The organism is Porphyromonas uenonis DSM 23387 = JCM 13868 (genome assembly GCF_000482365.1).
GTDB classification, from domain to species: Bacteria; Bacteroidota; Bacteroidia; order Bacteroidales; family Porphyromonadaceae; genus Porphyromonas; species Porphyromonas uenonis.
Genome location: NZ_AXVC01000018.1, coordinates 67139 through 86902 on the forward strand (window position 1 = coordinate 67139; position 19764 = coordinate 86902).

The window sequence follows — 19764 nt, forward strand, 5'->3', positions numbered from 1 at the left end:
CGTCTTAGTCTAGTAAGTTCTTTGGAGCCTGTCGCCTCTTGGAGAGATGCAGGTAGCCCTTTACGAGTCGTCTCTCTTCGACAGTTAGCGAGAGCGTTAAGATGACCACGGCACACAATCCGCCAAGCAAGATAGATGCCACCAGTAGTCCCCAGATAGAGCCGACGTAGTGGAGCAGGTGCCGATAGATGTAAGCCCCCACTAGCATGACGATGGTTGGAGGTAAGATGGGTAGCACCACCCGCTTGAGGTAGTAGCCCACGCCTAGAGCGTGGTATCTGTAGGAGAGCACCAGTCGTACCGCTAGGCACGCTATGGAGACCAATATGTTGATGTATATAGAGTACTCTGGTGGTGCGCCCAACCAGAAAGCCAGCATAGAGAGCGGTAGGATCATGATGATCATCCCCCCGACCACTACTTGGTAAATGCGTACCCGCCCCGTCGCTTGGATCCCCGTCATAAGCGCCCCCGAGAGACTCTCTATGAGCAGTACGATCAGCGTCAACTGGAGCAGTAAGCTCGCATAGGCCGGTGGCTTGACAAGCCACAGACGGAGCAGTAGGTCCAGGTCTAGCGCAAAGGGGATCACCACGCAGAGCATCAGCAGGTAGGAGATCTTAGCACTGGCGCAGATGAGCTTATGCAGGTAGCCATACTCCTCGGCAGCGTACGACTTGATAATCTGCGGATTGGCCGCCATCTGATAGTTATTGGCAAAGGTAAGCAGCGCACCACGCACCGAGTTGACAATGCCAAAGGCCGCATTCAGAAGGGGCCCGAAGAAGTAGTTGTAGACGATATTGATACCCTGCGTCTGAGCCACAGCAGCGAGATTGCCAAAGAGGTTCCACCCCGAGTAGGAGAGTATCTCTCGGTAAGCCGACCTGTCCCGAACCCAGCGAAAGTGTACCTGACGAAAGAGCCTACGCGTGCACCCCACGTAGCAGAGCGCCATCACGCCACTGACGGCAAGAAGCAGGATAGGGTAGAGGAGGAGCTTGTCGCCAGCGTAAGCCTTCAGGAGTAGCACGGCACCCAGTCGTAGCGAGATGTCCACGATGCTGAGCAGGGCAAAGAGATTCATCCGCTCGTGAGAGACTATGAGGCTTTGAAACGGGGTGAGCAGCATGTTGACCACAAAGGTCCCCAAGGAGATAAAGTAGATCCACAGCGCCACCGTCAGTCGCTCGGGAGGAGCCACCAGATGGCTCGGCACGTACCATAGACCGAAGGGGATCGCCACGGCGCAGATGAGCAGAACCAGTAGTAGCTGCACCACGATTGAGACACTGTATACGCGCCCCACGCCTGAGTCGTTGCCCCGTCCCAGCTCGTAGGAGTAGAAGCGCTGTGTGGCGGCGACCATCGCCCCATTGACAAAGCCAAAGGCGGTCACCAAGCTCCCCACCACCTGATAGACCCCGAAGTCCTCTACCCCGAGCGCTGCTAGGAGCACCCTAGAAATATATAGAGAGAGTAGCGTGACCACCGCCATACGCACGAAGAGGAAGAGCGTATTGCGAGCGATACGCTGCGTGCGAGACGATGGCATCGTGTGCGCGTCGGTAGTCTGGTCGTGTAGCTCTTGTGCCATAGGATCTGCTGAGCAGGAGGGTGCGACCGTCCTGTGACAGCCTCACCACTGCAAAGGTAGTGAATTCGTACGACCAGCTACTTCGCCCATCACCCGGACTGACTAATGCGAAAGATGTAGCGTACTATGAATGATTTATATATATTTGTAGGCGTAACACCCTTGACACTAGACACTCACAAACTAAAACCCTATAACAATGATGAAGCCCATTACCTACATGAGATGCGCAGCTTCTCTTCTTGCACTTTTGCTGCTAGCCACTTCTTGCAGTTACAGTGTGCCACCGACTCCTCAGGAGCCACAAGAGAACACCTTCAAAGCCAAGTTTACGGCTACGCCCAATACCTTCTCAGGCTATGGAGGCTATGGGAAGGTTCACGGAGTGCTACAAGAACTATCTCCCAGCGGAGAACTACTCCATGAGACCCCGCTGGAGAACTCAGAGTTTACGCTACACTTTGAGAAGTATTCATCTGAGATAGCGCCCTGTGTGTATCGACCCAATGAGTTTTTAGTCCGAGAGGGTATTGACTCTAAGACCTTTAAGATTGAAGCTGAGGTCATCAGTGGCAAGGGTAAAGGCTGTAAGCAGACCGTCCTCATCATGCGTGGTGGCAACAGGTTCTCTTTCAAAGCCGAGCCAAGTCAATTTACCTCGAAGGGCGGGACTGGTAAAGTGATAGGAACGAACTATGTCACAGATTTCGAAGGTAACGTCGTTGAGGAGCGCGATCTCGGTGATTGCAACTTTGGACTCAATGTAAGTGGTAATCCAGAGGGCATCACGGTTGACTTCGATGCGAAGACCTTCACGGTCGCAGCGGGTGGCCCAGCGACCTTCGAACTACAGGCTAATACAGGCTTTGGACAGCCATATCTCATTGAGATAAAGCGTGAAGGCTGATAGACTACGAGAGCGTCGAATCGATCTCTTGTGACGGTCCCACCAGTGCAAAACTCCCTCGGAGGGGATAGTTCATTTTTCACCGAGGAACGGAAAAATTCTTCCGAACTTTGATCTCATTCTTCCGAAGTTTCATTTCATTCTTCCGAACTTTTATTTCGGCCCTCCGTGAAGAATTTTTGCTTCCCAGCGAGCTATTCGGATTTTTCTGCCTAGGGAGTGGAGCGTAGGGGTGAGAGATTAGAGAAGAGGTAGCAAGAGAAGAGCCTGCCACGAGATGTCGTGACAGGCTCTTGCGCTATTTGTATGGATCAGGCGCTAGCTGTCGTTTGATCAGCTAGCTGCACTGTGTCATTAGCGGAGACCGCGGAAGCGTAGGAGCGGCTCGATGTCGACCTCCTTGTGACCGGTGAACTGCTCGAAGAGTACCATCAGGTCCTCGCTATTACCACGAGAGAGGAGGATGTCAGCAAGGCGCTGTCCGTTCTCACGGGTCATGCCACCATGAGCCTCGATCCAAGCGTAGACCTCGTTGTCTACAGCCTCGCTCCAGAGGTAGGAGTAGTAACCTGCAGAGTAGTCGTTGCTCCAGATGTGACGGAAGTATGGTGAGCGGTAGCGTGGGGGGATCTGCGCATTGAGCATACCGTACTTCGTGAGAGCCTCCTGCTCAAAGGCCTGAACGTCATCAACCTTGTCACCTACAGCGAGTGCGTGCCAGCACTGGTCGATGAGTGAGGCAGCGAGGTTTTCGCCAACAGAGTAGGCCTGGTTGAAGTTGCCCGCAGCAATCATCTTGTCACGTAGCTCGGCAGGCATCTGCTCGCCTGTCTTGTAGTGCTTTGCATAGTTGGCAAAGACAGTAGGCTCGGTAGCCCAGTGCTCGTTGAACTGTGAGGGGAACTCGACGAAGTCTCTCGAGACGTTGGTCCCAGCAATCGAAGGATAGGTCTGCGTAGAGAGCATACCGTGCAGCGCGTGACCGAACTCGTGGAAGAGTGTCGTCACCTCGTCCCAAGTCATCAGACAGGGCTGACCAGCAGCGGGCTTCTTATTGTTGCAGACGTTGTAGATGACTGGCTTGTTGCCTAGGAGCGTAGACTGCTCGACGAAGTTGCTCATCCAGGCACCACCGCTCTTAGAGGGACGTGCGTAGGGATCGAAGTAGTAGAGTGCGATCACCTCGCCCTTGTCATTCTTGACATCATATACGGTCACGTCTGGGTTGTAGACGGAGACATCAGTGCGCTGCTCGAAGGTGAGACCGTAGAGCTTGTTGGCAGCGTAGAAGACACCATCCTTGAGGACATTATCTAGAACGAAGTACTCGCTCAGCTGTGCCTCATCGATATCAAACTGCTCCTTGCGCATCTTCTCAGCGTAGTAAGCCCAGTCGTAAGCCTCAAGCTTGAAGTCGGGGCCCTCGCTCTTCTGTGCAAACGCCTCTAGCATCTTAGCATCCTCAGCAGCCTTGGGCTGGTAAAGCTTAGCAATACGCTCGAGGAAATTGCGAACTGTCTCACCATTCTTAGCGAGTGCGTCCTGTAGCGTCCAGTCAGCAAAGGTCTTGAAGCCTAGTAGCTGAGCCTTCTCAGCACGGAGCGTAGCGAGACGCTTGATGATGGACTGCGTGTCGTACTTGTCGCCGTTGTTGCAACGATTGATGGAAGCCTCGAGGATAACCTTGCGGCTGTCACGATTGTTGAGCTTAGCCATGACGGGCTGCTGGGTCGTATTGACTAGGCGGATAGCCCACTGACCCTCTTTGCCCTCTTCCTTGGCTAGGTCGGCAGCCTCTTGTAGCTCGCTGTCAGAGAGGCCGTCGAGCTGAGCCTTGTCGGTGAAGAAGACAGGCACGTTCGTCGCATCGGTCAGCATATTGCCAAACTTAGCGGTGAGCTCGGCCTCCTCGCCGTTGAGCTTCTTGAGCTTCTCCTTATCTTCGGCAGAGAGGTTAGCACCAGCCTTGACATAGTTGTCGTAGTACTGCTTGGTGAGACGTACCTGATCGGGCTGTAGACCCTCTAGACCAGTCTCGTAGACGGTCTTAATGCGAGCGAAGAGCTTGTCGTTGAGCATGATCTCGTCGCTGTGGGCGGTGAGCTTAGGTACGTACTCAGCCTCGATGGCGCGTAGCTCATCGTTGGTGTCGGCACTGGTCAGTGCGAAGAAGACGGCAGAGGTGCGCTGGAGAACCTGTCCAGCACGCTCGAGCGCCTCGATGGTATTGGTAAAGGTGGGTGCCTCAGCATTGTCCACGATGGCTGCTATCTCCTCGTTGTGCTGACGCATACCCTCGTCAAAGGCGGGCGCAAAGTGCTCTGCCTTGATCTTGGTAAAGTCGGGTGCATTCATGTAAGTTTCACTAGGATGAACGAATGGATTGTCAGCCAGGTCCGCCTGCTTCTTCTGCTTGTTGCAAGCGAGTAGCATCGTGGCGATGGCTAATAGCATAATTACTTGTTTACGCATAGTCTTAGTTCGTTTGTATGATTTATATAGTTACTTTTGCATAGCAATGAGGTGCCTAGATGTGGCACTACACGAGACAAAGATACTAATAATAAAACATATACCCTATGACAGACGCTAGCAAGAGCCTCGCCGAGGAGCCTCAGCAGACCTACCAAGAGGCGATCACACGTATTCAGGAGATCGTGCGACTCCTCGAGGCGGGAGACATAGAGGTGGACGAACTGACCAAGCTCATCGAGGAGGCGACAGGCTTGATACAGTTCTGCTCCACACGACTCACCGCTATCGATAAGGAGGTCTCACAGCTTCTCCAGCAGCTCGACGAGAGCCAAGAGTAAGCTCTTACTTGACGATGCTGATGGGGCGGTCGCCCTCGAAGTAGCCGATGATGCAGTTGCACAGCTCCTGCGCCATGGCAACACGCGCCTCGTAGGTCTGCGTGCCTACGTGTGGCGTCATGGTTACTTGCTCCATCTCGTACAACTCGGGGAGCGGGTTGTCGCTATGCTCGAAGACGTCTAGCCCCGCAGCGGCGATCTCGCCAGTCTGGAGGGCGTGCACGAGAGCAGCCTCGTCAACGACCGCTCCGCGCGCTGCATTGATGAGGATAGCCGAGCGCTTCATCTGAGCTAGACGACTAGCTGAGACGAGGTGGTGCGAGTCTTCATTGTAAGGAGTGTGGAGGGATACGACATCACACTCCGTAAAGATCTTGTCTAGGTCGGCATAGGTGACTCCTAGCTCCTGCTCCGTGGCAGCGTCGAGCTGGTGACGCTTGTTGTAGAGGACGGTCATACCAAAGGCTTGCGCCATGTGTCCCACGGCTCGGCCAATGTTGCCGTAGCCAATGATTCCGATAGTCTTGCCACAAAGGTTGGTCGCCATGCCGGAGCTGTCGGAGAGCGACTTGCTACTGCTCTTGGTGCGACGCATGTGACGATCCCACATAGCGATCTTGCGACTGCAGCTGAGGAGTAGTCCCATCGTTAGCTCTGCGGTAGGCTGGATCACGGCACGAGGCGTATTGGTCACGGTGATCCCTTTGCTGTGTGCGTAGGCGACATCGATGTTGTTGTAGCCGACGCCATAGTTGGCGATTAGCTTGATATTGGGGAAAGCGTCAATCAGCTCACGATCCACGGGAAAGGTAAACTGCGTGGCGAGCGCATCATACTGCGCGCCTATCTCCATCATCTCCTCACGAGTGAAGCTCTCGCCCGCAGGACGGCGGGTCATGTCGGCCCACTCGGCAAGTTCCTCGAAGCCGGGTCGTACGGTGTCAAAGGAGATGAGTACTTTCTTTTTCTTGTCCATAAGATATATCAGGTTAGGTGTTTGTTTAGATACGTAGGCGGTACGGCTTAGGGTATAAGTTGTTGAGCCGTGTGCCCGTGCTGTGTGCCAGGCCTAAGGGGATGCCCCGATAGGTGATGACGGTGAAGCCCCGCTCTGTCGGTGTCTCTGTCGTGAGCGCCTCGCCTCGCAGATAGCGCAGTGCTTCTTGCAGGGGAAGCTCTAGAGCGGGCAGGTCAGCTGTCGCATATAGAGGGTGATGCAGCAGGGCAAAGGAGGGTTCGTAGCCCTTCGCCTGATGGCGCATGGAGGCTATCTCAAGTCCTGGAGTGGCAATGGCGAGACGCTGCTTGTAAGCCTCGGCAAGAAGCTGAGCCGCCTCGGGGGAGAGCTGGTAAATGCGCTCGCCGATGGTGTAGTAGTCTGCGGATGTTGCTTTGCTGAACCAAGAGAGCGAGTCGAAGGCTTGTCGGCTGGTGCGTGTCAAGCCTTTGGCTTTGCGCGTTTCGCTTGGGGTCTCGACGGTGTTGGTGAGACGTAGCGCGGCGAGGTATTGCCCCTCACCTCGTACGATGCCTGGCCAGAGGTGCAGCCCATAAGCGGTGGCGTAAGCTCCAGCGATGCGCTCGGCACAGTGAGAGAGGTTGATGAGCTGGCAGGGGTAGTGGTCAAGGAGCCACTGGACCATCTGATCGTTTTCCTCTTGGTTGAGCGTGCAGGTAGCGTAGAGGAGCACGCCCTCGGGAGCTAGCATACGCATCGCCTCCTGTAGGATAGCTCGCTGGCGGGTCACGCAGTCGGTGACGAGCTGAGGTGACCACATACGCCTTGCCTCTTCGTCACGGCGCATCAGTCCCTCGCCACTGCAAGGGGCATCAACTAAGATGAGGTCGCAGGAGCCTTGTAGCCAGTGTGTGAGTCGCTGTGGCTCCTCTTGCGTGATGATCATTTGGTCGGCACCGCACCACTTGACCATATTCTCCACAAGGATTTTGCATCGCTTGGGTAGTATCTCATTGCTCACGAGGAGTGTCTCTGCGGGGAGCAGATCACGCAGGAGCGTACTCTTACCCCCAGGCGCAGCACAAAGGTCAAGAGCTAACTTAGGCGTCTCGTGCCAGCCGAGTTGCTCCCAAATCGTGGCAAGCGTCATAGCGCTAGCGTCCTGTACATAGTAAGCGCCAGCGTGCCACAGAGGATCTAGCGCAAAGGTGGGTCGCTCGCTGAGCCAGTAACCCTCCAGCTCCGTCGGTAGCCACGGTATAGTCCCATCCTCTAGCTCTGCAAAGGGGTGTGGTGATAAGGTGCGAGCCGGGTTAAGACGCAGAGAGACTGAGGAGGGCGTCTCTAGTGCCTCAACAATGCGAGAGGCATGCTCGGGGTATGCTTGCGTTAGCTTAGCTGTTAGCTCTGACGGGACGGGAGTCTGCATGGTGTCGGATGTGTTAGGGCAGGAGCGTCATACGCTTGATGATCACATCTCGCTTGGGGCGGTTCGTGCTGTCGGTCGGTAGGTCTTCGATCTTGGTAATCGTGCGCATACCATCAATCACTTCGCCAAAGACCGTGTACTGCCTGTCCAACCACGGGTCACCGCCCTCACTCTTGTAGGCCTGACGCTGCTCAGGCGTGTAGTCCCACTCACGCTGAGCTGCTATGTCGTCCAGGTCAAAGTCGGTGTAATAGGTACCCGTGACAATGTAAAATTGACTGCCCGAAGAGTCCTTCTTCGGATTCTCTTCATCTGCTAAACGCGCTGCCGCTAGGGCGCCACGCTTGTGTATGTGGTGTGGTAGGATCTCCGCAGGAATGGTCGTCGAGAGGGTGTCTATGGAGACATCCGTCTTGCGTGTCGCACCACGGGTCGAGAGGTTACCCCCCTGGATCATAAACTGCGCTATGACACGGTGCATCAAGACTCCCTCGTAGTCTCCCCGACGTACATGCTCTAGGAAGGCCGCTTGGTGTAGAGGCGTGTCGTCATAGAGTAGGAGCGTGAAGTCTCCTTGCGAAGTCTCCACGAGCACCCGTCGCCCGGCAGGAAGTGCCTCGGGCTCAGTCTGAGCTGTGAGTGAGGTGACGCAGAGAGCGAGAAGGAGTAAAAGCGTGGCAAATGGTTTCATAGCTTAGAGGATCTGAGGCGCGGTATCGTTGGTCGCATTGGTTGTTGCTATAAAGGCTTTGGGGTCAGCGAGCAGTACAGCTTTCTTAAGTTTATTGACATGTTTGCGCTCCACAATCATAAAGATGATGTCCCGCTCGGCCCCGGCGTAGATACCGCTACCATGGAGGAAGGTGCCCCGCAGATTCAGCTGCTCGATGATGATGGTGCGTAGCTCGGCGGTATGCTCGGAGACGATGAAGATCGCTTTGTTGGGGTTCTCAGGCTGTAGGAAGTCGACTACCTTGCCATAGACAAAGATGGTGATCCAGGAGTAGAGAGGCACGCTAACATCTCCAAAAGCGACCAGTCCGAAGAGCACCACAGCAGAGTCTACCGCTATGATCATATGGCTGGTCTTGAGGTTGTTGCCCTTGGCGAGTACCCGGGCGATGACGTCGGTGCCGGCACTGGTACTGCCTGCCTTGAAGGTGAGTAGTACGCCTAGTCCGAGGATAGCGCCACCATAGACTGAGGAGAGAAACTTATCATTGCTCACGATGATCACATCTCGTGTCATTGAGGTGATCAGGTCGGTGCAGATAGAGATAAGTAGGAAGGTGGCGATCGTCTTGCCCCCACTGCGCAAACCTAGAGAGCGTGCCGCTAAGAGGAAGAAGGGCACGTTGAAGCAGAGCGCTACAGCACCAATGGGTAGCCCCTCGGGAAACGCTTCAAAGGTCCCTTGCGTCAGATAGTTGATCGTGATACTGATTCCGTAACATCCGCCTGGGATAATGTCGGCAGGAGCGATAAAGCAGGCGTAAGCGACCGCTTGGCATACAGCTCCGATGACGAGGTAGAGTATCTCCACGGCAAGCGGAGAGCGCCGAGGCGTGAAGGTCTGTCTCTCGTGAGGCGGTGGCGCTGGTTGTTGCTTTAGGTTCAGGGGCGTGCTGGACATAGATTGCTAGAAGGAAGACGAATGGATGATAGCTTGATTGCAAAGTTACTCAATCTTTGCAATTGAAGTGCTGAGTAGAGGGCATTCAGAATTAGAGACTGTTGCAAAAGTCAACAGTCTCACAATCTTGCTTGCAAGATTGCCCTGACTTTGCAGAAAGGATGAAGCGCAAGGCGCTGAGGGTGAGGTCTGAAGGGAGCATACCTCCGTATGTGACCGAAGCCGAATCCCGAAAGCAACACAGCGATTCGCCTTTATGCAACAGTCTCAATTAACGTAAGAAGCTACGCATGACGATAAACAAGGATATGCTGTCTGACTTTCGCTTGCCATCCCTCGGCGGAAAATGAAAATCCCTACGGAGTGGTGTTCGATTTCCTCCGTAGAGACTTAGGCAGGCTCGTCTGTATCGTGCGTCAGCCCCGATTCGCTTGTGAGGGGTTAGGCTGTAGTGGTGGGGCGGCGGTGCTTGACGGCGACCATCTTGCCACGGGCGGTGATGCGCTCGCCACAGTGCAGCTCGAGCGACAAGATAACCTTGCGGTCGGTCACCTCTACGGGGTATGCGCGGATCTCTAGCTCGATGCCCATCGGGGTCGGGGCGAGGTAGTCCACCTCTAGATGTGCGGTGATGAAGCGCTGTAGGCTATCAGCCGTAAGCTCCTCCCCGTGTGCTACTAAGTAAAGAGCAGCGGCTGCGGCTGTGCCGTGGCAGTCGAAGAGCATAGCTATGAAGCCTCCGTATAGGTTGTCGGGCACTCCGCCTGTGTAGACAGCGTCGGGTGTGTGATGGCAGTAACAGTAAGCGTGGTCGTCGCTGAGATAGCTCTTGAGATGCAGACCATAAGGATGCGCAGCTCCGCAACCCCAGCAGTGACAGTACTCGGGGTCGTAGAGGTTTTGGATGGCGGACATATTAGACCTTAGAGATTAGAGGTTAGACTTGAGAGGTTAGAAGTTAGAACTATTTGGGGATCTTCAAGCGTTGTCCAGGGCGAAGTTTCGGATTACGCCCTTTGAGGCCGTTGGCTCGCTTGATGGCAGAGACGGAGACCCCGTGTCGCTTGGCAATCTTGGATAGTGTATCTCCACGTCGCACTTTGTATGTTTTGTGACCAGCCCGCGTGGCCTTGCTCTTTCGCGTGGGGGTCGGCGCTTTCTTGATCTCTTGTTGTGCTTCGGCTATCTGCTTGGAGAGCTCCTCCTTGTGATCGCGACGAAGATAGATGAGCGCATCGTCCAGTCGTGTGATGCCCTTCAGTGGTAGTCGTATGGTGTAAGGTGTCGATCCAGCGGCGGGGATGACACCTCTCTTGTATTGCGGGTTGAGCGTGCGGATCTGTTCGGTGGGTATGCCTGTGCTTTGCGAGATCTGGGCAAAGGTGAGCGGTATCTGCACGGCTAGCGTGTCAGTCGCCAGTGGCATCGACTGCGCTTGAGGACAGATGTTGTGTTCGTTGTGATAGTAGCAAGCGTAGTAGGCTCCGATAAAGAGGGGAATGTAGTTGCGCGTCTCACGAGGCAGATAAGGATAGACATCCCAGAAGGTGGTCTTTCCACCAGAGCGTCGGATCGCTTTGGTGACATTGCCCGGGCCGCAGTTGTAGGCAGCGATAGCTAGAAGCCAATTGTCAAAGAGCCCGTAGAGTTGCTTGAGATATAGTGCAGCTGCTTCACTACTCTTGTACACGTCAAAGCGCTCGTCGACAAGGCTATTGACCGTCAAGCCCAAGCTACGTCCCGTGGGAAGCATAAGTTGCCAAAGTCCAGAGGCCCCGGCAGGTGAAACGGCAAAGGGGTTGAGCGCAGACTCAACGACGGTAAGGTAAACGAGCTCGACGGGTAGCCTATGACGGTCGAAGATCTCCTCCATAATGGGAAAGTAGTAGTCCCCGAGTGCGAGGATGACACGTATCAGTCGAGGACGATCCGTGATGTAAGTTGCAATGCCCTCCTTGACCATAGCGTTGTAGGGAATCGGTATGACGGTGGGCAGTGCTTTCAGTCGGGAGATCAGGACGGAGTCGCTTAGAGAGCGAATGTTCTCAGCCTTGTAAGAGCCACACGGCACCTCAAAGCGTTGCTGTGTGGCATAGCCCGTACGCCAGGTCTCCATGAGCAGACCGAGGTCAGTGTCTAGACTCTTCGGCAGGCTCTCTTGTAGCTCCTTGCGAGCCGTGATAGCATCCAGCTCGACAGCTCCCTCCGTATCTACACTGTCTAGAGATTCATACCAAGGAGTTGCGGCTAGGAGTGTCGGCAAGCAACAGAAGAGTATTATATAGGTCGTGATTCTGACACAAGTGTGTCTTAGATAGGGAATCTTCATAAAGAGTTCTTGTCTAAAAGCGAACCGAGGCACCGACCGTCACGCTTTGAGGTCGAGGCCCTGAAGGCTTGTCACGTAGCCCCTCGCCCATATCTATCGTGAGCTGTGGGGATACATTAAAGTAGTATAGCTCCGCATCAACATACGCATCTAGCGCCGAGAGAAGATAGAGCGCTACCGTGATGACGATGCTCAGGTCTCTACTCTCCTTGTACTGCTTAGAGCCGCGCTCCAGACGCGAGCGCAGATTGCCGTCAGAAACATACTTGCTAGGATCAGCCCCAGACGGGATAAAAGCTTGCCAAGAGGTGTGGTCGAGTGGGTTCTCGCTCAGTAGATCAGCGTAGGCGGTGTGGTACTCGTTGTAGAGTCGCTGATTCCACGTGACCGCATAGAGCCCCGCCGTCATGGCCGAGAGGACAATCGGTATCTTCCAGTAGCGCTGATTGTAGAGCTGACCACCCCCTGGTACGATGGAGCAGATGAGCGCCACACTAGAGTTGGGGTAGCGGGTGAACCACCTAGTCATCTTCTTGATAAAAGGCACTCCTTCAGGGCGCTTGTCCCCCTTCATTGCTGTCGTACTTTGCAAAGCTTTGCTCTCAGCCTTGCCCTTCTCGGCCAAGTCTGGAGCAGCCGTCGGTGGGGTAGTGACGAGTTTGCTCGGTTCTTTCGTACCCAGCGTGTCGGGCAGGGAGGTACCCAGCGTGTCGGCCACCAGCGTAGTCGTGTCTTGTGGCACTACGGGTGTGGTCGCATGGAGAGCCATCCCGCTGTAGCAAGCTATAGCGCAGCTCATCACGAAGATGAGTAGTGAGCGGGTCAGGGCGGTGCGGGACATCTCTTAGGTAGTTGACTAGTGGTTAGCTCCACCCTCTAGGATTGAGCAGATCTCTATGAGCTGCTCCTCAGAGCTAAAGGGGATCGTGATGCTCCCCTTGCCACTCTCCTTACAACGCAGAGAGACCTTCGTCCCGAAGAAGCTACTCAGCTGCTTAGCTAGAGGAGCGTAGTCATTGCCACTGGAAGCGAGCTTGGAGAGCGTCTGTCTCTTCTTGCTCGCTTTTGTAGTCTCTTCGGTCGGCTCTCGCATCTCATTGGCCAAAGCCTCGACCTGTCGCACGCTCAGATGCTCTGAGAGGGTGGTCTGGTAAAGCTTCAGCTGCTGTGCTGGATCGGTCAAGCTCAGTATGGCACGAGCGTGACCCATGTCGATCTTCTTCTCCGTCAGTCCCAGCTGCACCTCTGCGGGCAGACGGAGGAGACGTAGGTAGTTACTAATAGAGGAGCGGGTCTTGCCCACCTTCTTGGCGAGCTCCTCTTGTGTCCCCTCGGAGTGCTCTAGGAGACGCTTGTAGGTGAGCGCTATCTCGATAGCGTTGAGGTCTTCGCGCTGTATGTTTTCGATCAGTGCCATCTCGACCACCTGCTCATCGTTTGCCTTGACGATATATGCCGGTATGGAGGTTAGCTTGGCCAGTTTAGAGGCTCTCCAGCGACGCTCACCCGATATGATGAGGTGCCGTCCGTCGGTCAGCTCCCGCACCGTGATAGGCTGCACAATGCCGAGGGCACGTATGGAGGCGGCCAGCTCCTCGAGACTCTCTGGGTCAAAGTGTCTGCGAGGTTGGTCTGGATTAGGCTCGATCTTGTCGATGGCTATCTCGCTAATGCTAGAGGAGTTGCTCACATCGCCGAGCAAGGCGTCTAGTCCTCTGCCGATTACTTTGTTCTCTTTCTTCTTGTTTGTCATGATGATCGTAGGGGTAGGGTGTAGTTATAGCGCAGCGCGCTGAGCCGTGCGACGAATCAGTTCCTCGGCCAGCTGGAGGTGGTTGATCGCTCCCTTGCTGTCCGCATCATAGAGGAGAGCAGGCAAACCGTGACTAGGCGCCTCGCTCAACTTAACATTGCGCTGTATGACCGTGTCGAAGACGAGCTGCCCGAAGTGCCCCTTGACCTCATCGTACACCTGATTAGCCAGTCGCAGACGGCTGTCGTACATAGTGAGGAGAAAGCCCTCGATCTCCAGCGCCGGGTTGAGGCGGCTCTTGATGATACGTATCGTGTTGAGGAGCTTAGAGATTCCCTCCAGTGCAAAGTACTCGCACTGCACGGGAATGATCACCGCATGGCTAGCGACCAAAGCATTGACCGTGATGATGCCGAGCGAGGGTGAGCAGTCGATGAGGATGTAGTCATACTGATCTACGACAGGGCGGAGCATCTCTCTCATGACGGTCTCCCGATCCTTGAGCTGGAGCATCTCTATCTCCGCTCCGACTAGGTCAATGTGAGAGGGGAGTATGAAGAGATTGTCCACGTGCGTGGGGCGCACCACCTTGTCGAGCGGTAGTCCACCTATGAGACACTCGTAGATAGTCTCGCTGAGGGTCGTGGAGTTGATTCCCAGTCCCGACGAAGCGTTTGCCTGCGGGTCAGCATCGACTACGAGCACCTTCTTGTCGAGTACAGCCAGGGAGGCTGCGAGGTTGATCGTAGTGGTCGTTTTGCCGACTCCACCCTTCTGATTAGCAAGAGAGATGATTCTACCCATGATACATATCGGTCATAAATAACGCGTCAAAGCTACAGAATAATCTAGACATAGACGCTTAACTGTTGATAACTTGAATCTCGCGAGATCGCGGCAAAGCAAGACGCAAAGCGGTTTGTAGAGCGTAAAGACGTGTAACGATAAAGTAGGGACGCACGGAAGTGTCTAGCGGGAGGGCGTCCGTTGTGTCAAGGGTTACAGCATCCGTGGTTTTAACGGAGACGGACGCTCGACCGAGCGTCCCTACAACCGTTACTCGTCTCGCAGTACTACAACGGACGCCCTCCGACTAGACACTCCCGTGCGTCCCTACAAAGGGCTACTCGTATTGCGCTGTTTGTGTGGTGGATACGAGTTCCAAAAACTGTTCCCCTTTTGGAACTAAAAAGTTCCAAGGGAGGAACTCTTTAGTTCCAAGGGAGGAACTTTTTAGTTCCAGCGGAGGAACTTTTTGGAAAGTTGATCGGTGACTCCTCCGCCACTGGGGGAGCGATCAGAAAGCCCTACAAGCCAGTAGCCCCACTCGGTGCGAACCAAGCGGGGCTACTGGGTGTGTTAGACTTTTATGGTGAGACTAGAGCGGAGGCTCTGGTCTAGCGGTGTGGCGCTATTACTCGATAGCGATGGTGCGACGAGCCTTCTGCTGCTCCTCTTCGCTGATCTTGGGGATCGAGAGGGTGAGGACGCCGTCGGCCATGCGAGCCTGGATGCGCTCCTCGTCGACATTGTCTGGCAGGATGAGGGTCTGCTCGAACTTGCTGTAGGAGAACTCGCGACGTAGGTAGCGACTCTGCTCGTTGTCGTGCTGCTCCTCCTCGTTGTGGCGCTCCATCGTGATGACCAGGTCGTGCTCCTCGTTGATCTCGATATTGAAGTCTTCGCGCTTCATGCCTGGAGCTGCGATCTCTACGCGAAACTCCTCGGGAGTCTCTAGTACGTTGATAGCAGGTGCGGTAGCATTGGGTCTTACCATCCAGTTGCTGTCAAAGAGGTCGCTCCATAGTGCGGGCCTCCAGTTGTTGTCTCTTCTTGATAGTGTCATAGTAGTATTGATTTTAATAGGTGTTTGTGTACTTACTCTGTGCAGGGCCTCCGATCTCTCAGGGTGACCTGCACTAACTATCTAGCAAAGGGTAAGCCAACGGCTGAAAGTGCGACAATCTGTCACAAGAGGCGACTGGCGAAGCTACTCAAGTTGCACTCAACATGCTGACGTGTAACGATAACGTAGGGACGCTCGGTCGAGCGTCCGTTGTGTCAAAGGTTACAGCGTTGTGTTTTAACGGGGACGGACGCACGACCGTGCGTCCCTACAAAGGGTTACACGTATTGTCGTTACACGTCTCGCTGTGACGGGGACTACTCAGAGCGCTTAGCTCCGCGGGCTAGCTGGTAGAAGACCTCGTCCATCGAGTCACAGTCAAATTGTCGCTTTAAGGCTCGTGGGGTGTCTAGCGCTTTGATTTGTCCGTCCACCATGATGGAGATGCGGTCGCAGTACTCCGACTCGTCCATATAGTGTGTGGTGACGAAGACGGTGATGCCCTCAGCGGCAGCGTTGTAGATCAGCTCCCAGAAGCGTCGCCGTGCCACAGGGTCTACACCTCCCGTAGGCTCATCGAGGAAGACTATCTTGGGGCGGTGAAAGATGGCAACGGAGAAGGCCAACTTCTGCTTCCACCCGAGGGGAAGGCTGCCCACGCGAAGCTTGCGCTGATCGTAAAAGTTGAGCTCCTCGAGGAGTCGCTCCATACGGCTCTGTATGATGCGTCGCGAGAGACCGTAGATGCGTCCGTAGAGGAAGATATTCTCCTCGACAGATAGGTAGTCGTAGAGTGAGAACTTCTGGCTCATATAGCCGATGTTGCGCTTGATCAGCTCGGTCTCTTTGCGCACATCATAGCCTGCCACCTCGGCATAGCCTGAGGTGGGCTTGAGGAGTCCCGTGAGCATACGTATGGCGGTGCTTTTGCCAGCACCATTGGCTCCGAGGAAGCCGAAGATTTCGCCAGGCAAGACATCGAAGGTGATCTCATCGACAGCGGTGAAGTCGCCGAAGCGCTTGGTGAGCTTATTGGCCAATATACTATACTCGGTGGAGGGCATGGGCTAGGACTCTTGGGAGATGATGAGGAAGTAGTCCTCGATGGAAGGGGGGATCTTGCGAATGTCTAGCCCCCGCACGCCCTGCTCTAGGAGTCGTGTGTGGATCTCCTCGGGGGTGATCACCTGCTCGTCGAAGGTGAAGTGGTGCGCCTCTCCAAAGGCAAAGCTGCTGAGCACGCCCTGGAGGCTGCGCAACTTGAGGAGTAGGTCGCCCATATCCTCTGCGGTGGCGGACCACAGGGCTCGATCCATCTGTGAAACGAGCCCGTCGGGGGTGTCTATGGAGAGGATCTGCCCATCTTTCATCAGGGCAACTTGGTCGCATAGCACTGCCTCGTCCATGTAGGGTGTGCTGACGATCATTGTGATCTCGCCCTGCTCGCGTAGCTTGGAGAGCATCTGCCAGAACTCTCGGCGCGAGACGGGGTCGACGCCTGTGGTCGGTTCGTCGAGGAGGAGGAGACGGGGCTTGTGTATGAGTGCGCAGGAGAGCGCTAGCTTTTGCTTCATACCACCTGAGAGCTTGCCAGCGGGGCGCTTTTCGAAGGGGAGGAGCATCTTGTAGATGTCCTCGATGAGGTGGTAATTCTCCTCGACGGTCGTCTTGTAGACGGTGGCGAAGAACTCAAGATTCTCCCGCACGGTGAGGTCTTGGTAGAGGGAGAAGCGACCGGGCATATAGCCGATCTGATGGCGCAGCGGACGGTAGTCGCGCTTGACATCGTGACCTAGGACGGTGACTGCGCCAGCGTTGGGATTGAGGAGCGTGGCGATGATGCGTATGAGGGTTGTCTTGCCGGCTCCGTCAGGGCCGATGAGTCCGAGCAGCTCGCCCTCACGGACGCTGAGGTCGATGCCCTGGAGCGCAACGGTCTTGCCAAAGCTCTTGCATACGCCCTGGCAAGATACTGCTGGTCGGGTCGCCTCCTCTACAGACATAGGTCTACTGGTCTAGCTCTACACGTCCATACTGTCCGATGCGTAGCCTGCCGTCGTTGGGGACGCGCACCTTGATCGCATAGATGAGCGAGGCGCGGGCGTCTGGCGTCTGGATGTTCTTGGGGGTAAACTCAGCGCGGTCGGAGATCCATACCACTTCGCCTGTGTAGGCTTGTGGCTCCTCCTCGCCCATGTCGCTAAAGACGGAGATAGCTTGCCCGAGGGTCACATACTCTAGCTGCTCCGCTGTGAGGTAAGCACGCAGATACATCTGCTTGAGATTGGCTAGGCGAAAGAGTGGCATGCCTTGCCCTGCCAGCTCGCCCTGATGAAGGTAAACGGTGAGCACCGTCCCCGAGATAGGCGCCTTGATGAAGCTCCGAGAGATCATTTGGTCGACCTGACTCTCTTGTACAGAGAGCGCATTGCCGCTCCCTGTGGCGGAGCGGTTTTGCTGTCCGATGGTAGCTCGTGCGGCAGCTATTTGCCCCTGGACAGCGGAGATCTTGGCATCGATCTCGTCTAGCGTGCGCTGAGCCATGATGCCACGAGCCACGAGTGGAGCATAGCGGTCACGCTCTTTGTGGAGCGCTTCGAGCTGAGCCTCTAGAGGCGCTACCTGTGTCGCTGCATTGGTATGTCCCGCCGCATTGACTGTCGCCTGCTGCGTGTCGACGAGGTCTTTTTGTAGCGCCAGGAAGGTGGTATCAATCAAGCCTACGACCTGTCCCTCCTCTAGCTGGTCTCCCTCAGAGACATCTAGACGAAGCAACTCGCCAGAGGTGGTCGCTGAGACGACGATTTCGTCTGCCTCAAAGATACCTTGGGCGGAACAATCACTGCTGTGGTCTTTGCACCCCCACGAGAGGAGGAGGGTGAGGAGGAAGAGGTAACCTATATATCGCTTAGCTTGTGTCATCTTATTGGTCAATGAGAGAAAAAAGGGAAGGGACGTATCAAAGGTAAAGAAAGTTTTTGAGAGAAGCGGGAATATCGCCTTTGAGTTCCTCACGCGAACCTTGCCATGCGACCTGCCCTTTGTCTAGATATAGGATGTGATCAGCGATAGTCTTGATGGAGTTCATGTCATGCGTGTTGATGACTGTCGTGATCTGGTACTCCTCGGTGAGCTCTTTGAGGAGCTTGTCTATCGAAGCCGAGGTGGTGGGGTCTAGTCCAGAGTTTGGCTCATCGCAGAAGAGGTAGTGCGGGTTGAGCGCCACAGCTCGAGCTATGGCGACGCGCTTCATCATGCCCCCGCTGATCTCGGAGGGGAACTTGCTCTGAGCGCCTTCTAGACCGACTCGATCGAGGAGTGCCATCGCATGCGCTTTGCGCTCTCGTGGCGATAGCTTGGAGAAGAGCTGGAGCGGGAAGAGGACATTCTCTAGAACGGTCATACTATCGAAGAGTGCCGACCCCTGAAAGAGCACGCCCGTCACTTGTCTTAGGCTCTTGAGATCCTCCTTAGACAAGAGCGTCATATTGTTCCCGTCAAAGAGTATCTCGCCCGACGAAGGCTGTATGAGACCTATGAGGCACTTGAGCATCACGGTCTTGCCAGCGCCACTGCGTCCGATGATGCAGCTGATGCTCCCAGGCTTAAAGGAGGCGTTGATTTGGTTCAGCACCACTTTGTCGTCAAACTCTTTGCAGAGCTCCCTGACCTCTATGATCTTAGTTCCCTTACCCTTTGTCATACCTACATAAACAATAGACTGGTGAGTACGACGTCGGCGAGGAGTATGAGCACGCAACTAGAGACCACCGCATTGGTGCTGGCGCGTCCTACGCCGAGAGCGCCCCCCTTGACCGTATAGCCGAAGTAACTAGCGCCCGACGAGATGATGAAGGCGTAGACAAGAGACTTGATGATGGAGTAAAAGATGTTGCGAGTGACGAAGAAGGTCTGCAGTCCCATCTCAAAGTCCGACGGCGTGATCGAGGGAATAAAGTAAGTCGCCAAGTATCCGCCCACCAGCCCTGTAGACATGCTGATGACGCTCAGTACGGGGATGAAGAGCATGAGCCCAAGGATCTTGGGGAGGATGAGGAAGTTGGCCGAGTTGACTCCCATAATCTCCATAGCGTCGATCTGCTCCGTCACACGCATGGTGGCTAGCTCGGAGGCGATGCTAGAGCCGACCTTGCCCGCGAGGATAAGACACATGATAGAGGATGAGAACTCGAGAAACATAATCTCGCGGCTGGCATACCCTATGGTAAAACGGGGAATCAGTGGCGAGTTCATATTGATTGTCAACTGGATCGTAATCACCGTGCCAATGAAAAAGCTGATGATCACCACGATCCATATGGAGTCAAGACCATACTTAGCCATCTCGCGGATCAGCTGCTTGAAGAAGATGCCCCACTTCTTCGGGCGTCTGAAGACCTGCGCCATGAGGAGTGTGTACTCGCCCATGACACTGAGCGCATTGCTGATCGGATTAGCCATAGCTTAGCGGACTCGGATGGTGCTTAGCTCATTTTCTC

General features: G+C 55.0%; 19 protein-coding genes. 2 read left to right on the forward strand and 17 right to left on the reverse strand.

Translation table 11 applies throughout. From position 1 onward, the window contains the following. Nucleotides 1–4: 4 nt before the first annotated feature. On the reverse strand, nucleotides 5–1597 hold the full coding sequence (locus L215_RS0100310) for a lipopolysaccharide biosynthesis protein (RefSeq protein WP_027451166.1): 1593 nt from the start codon (nucleotides 1595–1597) through the stop codon (nucleotides 5–7). Between the two features lie 280 nt (nucleotides 1598–1877). On the opposite strand from L215_RS0100310, the gene L215_RS0100315 reads away from it, so the two are divergent. Next, nucleotides 1878–2504, forward strand: coding sequence for a hypothetical protein (locus L215_RS0100315; RefSeq protein ID WP_025883665.1), 627 nt, complete (start codon nucleotides 1878–1880; stop codon nucleotides 2502–2504). 354 nt (nucleotides 2505–2858) lie between these two features. Here the strand turns inward: L215_RS0100315 and L215_RS0100320 are convergent, their stop codons facing one another. Then, nucleotides 2859–4976: a M3 family metallopeptidase gene (locus L215_RS0100320; RefSeq protein WP_025883667.1), complete on the reverse strand. Its 2118-nt coding sequence runs from the start codon at nucleotides 4974–4976 to the stop codon at nucleotides 2859–2861. A 107-nt stretch (nucleotides 4977–5083) separates the two neighbouring features. Here L215_RS0100320 and xseB point away from each other — a divergent pair, with 107 nt between their 5' ends. Continuing rightward, nucleotides 5084–5317 carry an exodeoxyribonuclease VII small subunit gene (xseB, locus tag L215_RS0100325; RefSeq protein ID WP_007366056.1) on the forward strand — a complete coding sequence of 78 codons (234 nt, stop codon included), beginning with the start codon at nucleotides 5084–5086 and terminating at the stop codon, nucleotides 5315–5317. A gap of 4 nt (nucleotides 5318–5321) precedes the next feature. On the opposite strand, the gene L215_RS0100330 is transcribed toward xseB, so the two are convergent. The 15 genes from L215_RS0100330 to L215_RS0100400 form a co-directional block, all read right to left on the reverse strand. After that, nucleotides 5322–6293: an NAD(P)-dependent oxidoreductase gene (locus L215_RS0100330; RefSeq protein WP_025883668.1), complete on the reverse strand. Its 972-nt coding sequence runs from the start codon at nucleotides 6291–6293 to the stop codon at nucleotides 5322–5324. Nucleotides 6294–6318: 25 nt separating this feature from the next. Continuing rightward, nucleotides 6319–7704 (reverse strand): methyltransferase RsmF C-terminal domain-like protein, encoded by a 1386-nt coding sequence (locus tag L215_RS0100335; RefSeq protein ID WP_025883669.1) that lies wholly within the window; start codon nucleotides 7702–7704, stop codon nucleotides 6319–6321. A 13-nt stretch (nucleotides 7705–7717) separates the two neighbouring features. Next, nucleotides 7718–8395 carry a peptidylprolyl isomerase gene (locus tag L215_RS0100340; RefSeq protein ID WP_027451169.1) on the reverse strand — a complete coding sequence of 226 codons (678 nt, stop codon included), beginning with the start codon at nucleotides 8393–8395 and terminating at the stop codon, nucleotides 7718–7720. A gap of 3 nt (nucleotides 8396–8398) precedes the next feature. Further along, complete coding sequence (locus tag L215_RS0100345) at nucleotides 8399–9337, reverse strand: YitT family protein (RefSeq protein ID WP_025883671.1); 939 nt, start codon at nucleotides 9335–9337, stop codon at nucleotides 8399–8401. Nucleotides 9338–9778: 441 nt separating this feature from the next. Beyond that, nucleotides 9779–10252, reverse strand: a complete 474-nt coding sequence (locus L215_RS0100350; RefSeq protein WP_025883447.1) for a hotdog domain-containing protein — start codon at nucleotides 10250–10252, stop codon at nucleotides 9779–9781. Between the two features lie 49 nt (nucleotides 10253–10301). Continuing rightward, complete coding sequence (locus L215_RS0100355) at nucleotides 10302–11666, reverse strand: lytic transglycosylase domain-containing protein (protein WP_025883448.1); 1365 nt, start codon at nucleotides 11664–11666, stop codon at nucleotides 10302–10304. A 13-nt stretch (nucleotides 11667–11679) separates the two neighbouring features. Further along, nucleotides 11680–12507 (reverse strand): DUF5683 domain-containing protein, encoded by an 828-nt coding sequence (locus L215_RS0100360; RefSeq protein WP_025883449.1) that lies wholly within the window; start codon nucleotides 12505–12507, stop codon nucleotides 11680–11682. 15 nt (nucleotides 12508–12522) lie between these two features. Further along, nucleotides 12523–13419, reverse strand: coding sequence for a ParB/RepB/Spo0J family partition protein (locus tag L215_RS0100365; protein ID WP_025883450.1), 897 nt, complete (start codon nucleotides 13417–13419; stop codon nucleotides 12523–12525). 24 nt (nucleotides 13420–13443) lie between these two features. Further along, the gene (locus L215_RS0100370) at nucleotides 13444–14223 is read right to left on the reverse strand and encodes a ParA family protein (RefSeq protein WP_025883452.1); all 780 of its coding nucleotides are present in this window, start codon (nucleotides 14221–14223) and stop codon (nucleotides 13444–13446) included. Between the two features lie 610 nt (nucleotides 14224–14833). Beyond that, nucleotides 14834–15265, reverse strand: a complete 432-nt coding sequence (locus tag L215_RS0100375) for an Hsp20/alpha crystallin family protein (protein WP_025883454.1) — start codon at nucleotides 15263–15265, stop codon at nucleotides 14834–14836. A gap of 317 nt (nucleotides 15266–15582) precedes the next feature. Continuing rightward, nucleotides 15583–16329, reverse strand: a complete 747-nt coding sequence (locus L215_RS0100380) for an ABC transporter ATP-binding protein (protein WP_025883455.1) — start codon at nucleotides 16327–16329, stop codon at nucleotides 15583–15585. A gap of 3 nt (nucleotides 16330–16332) precedes the next feature. Further along, the gene (locus tag L215_RS0100385; RefSeq protein ID WP_025883457.1) at nucleotides 16333–17268 is read right to left on the reverse strand and encodes an ABC transporter ATP-binding protein; all 936 of its coding nucleotides are present in this window, start codon (nucleotides 17266–17268) and stop codon (nucleotides 16333–16335) included. A gap of 4 nt (nucleotides 17269–17272) precedes the next feature. After that, nucleotides 17273–18187 carry an HlyD family secretion protein gene (locus tag L215_RS0100390; protein ID WP_025883460.1) on the reverse strand — a complete coding sequence of 305 codons (915 nt, stop codon included), beginning with the start codon at nucleotides 18185–18187 and terminating at the stop codon, nucleotides 17273–17275. Nucleotides 18188–18224: 37 nt separating this feature from the next. Continuing rightward, the gene (locus tag L215_RS0100395) at nucleotides 18225–18944 is read right to left on the reverse strand and encodes an ABC transporter ATP-binding protein (RefSeq protein ID WP_025883461.1); all 720 of its coding nucleotides are present in this window, start codon (nucleotides 18942–18944) and stop codon (nucleotides 18225–18227) included. A gap of 26 nt (nucleotides 18945–18970) precedes the next feature. Then, entirely contained in the window at nucleotides 18971–19726 is a 756-nt protein-coding gene (locus L215_RS0100400) for an MlaE family ABC transporter permease (protein ID WP_036871878.1), read from the reverse strand. Nucleotides 19727–19764 lie beyond the last annotated feature (38 nt).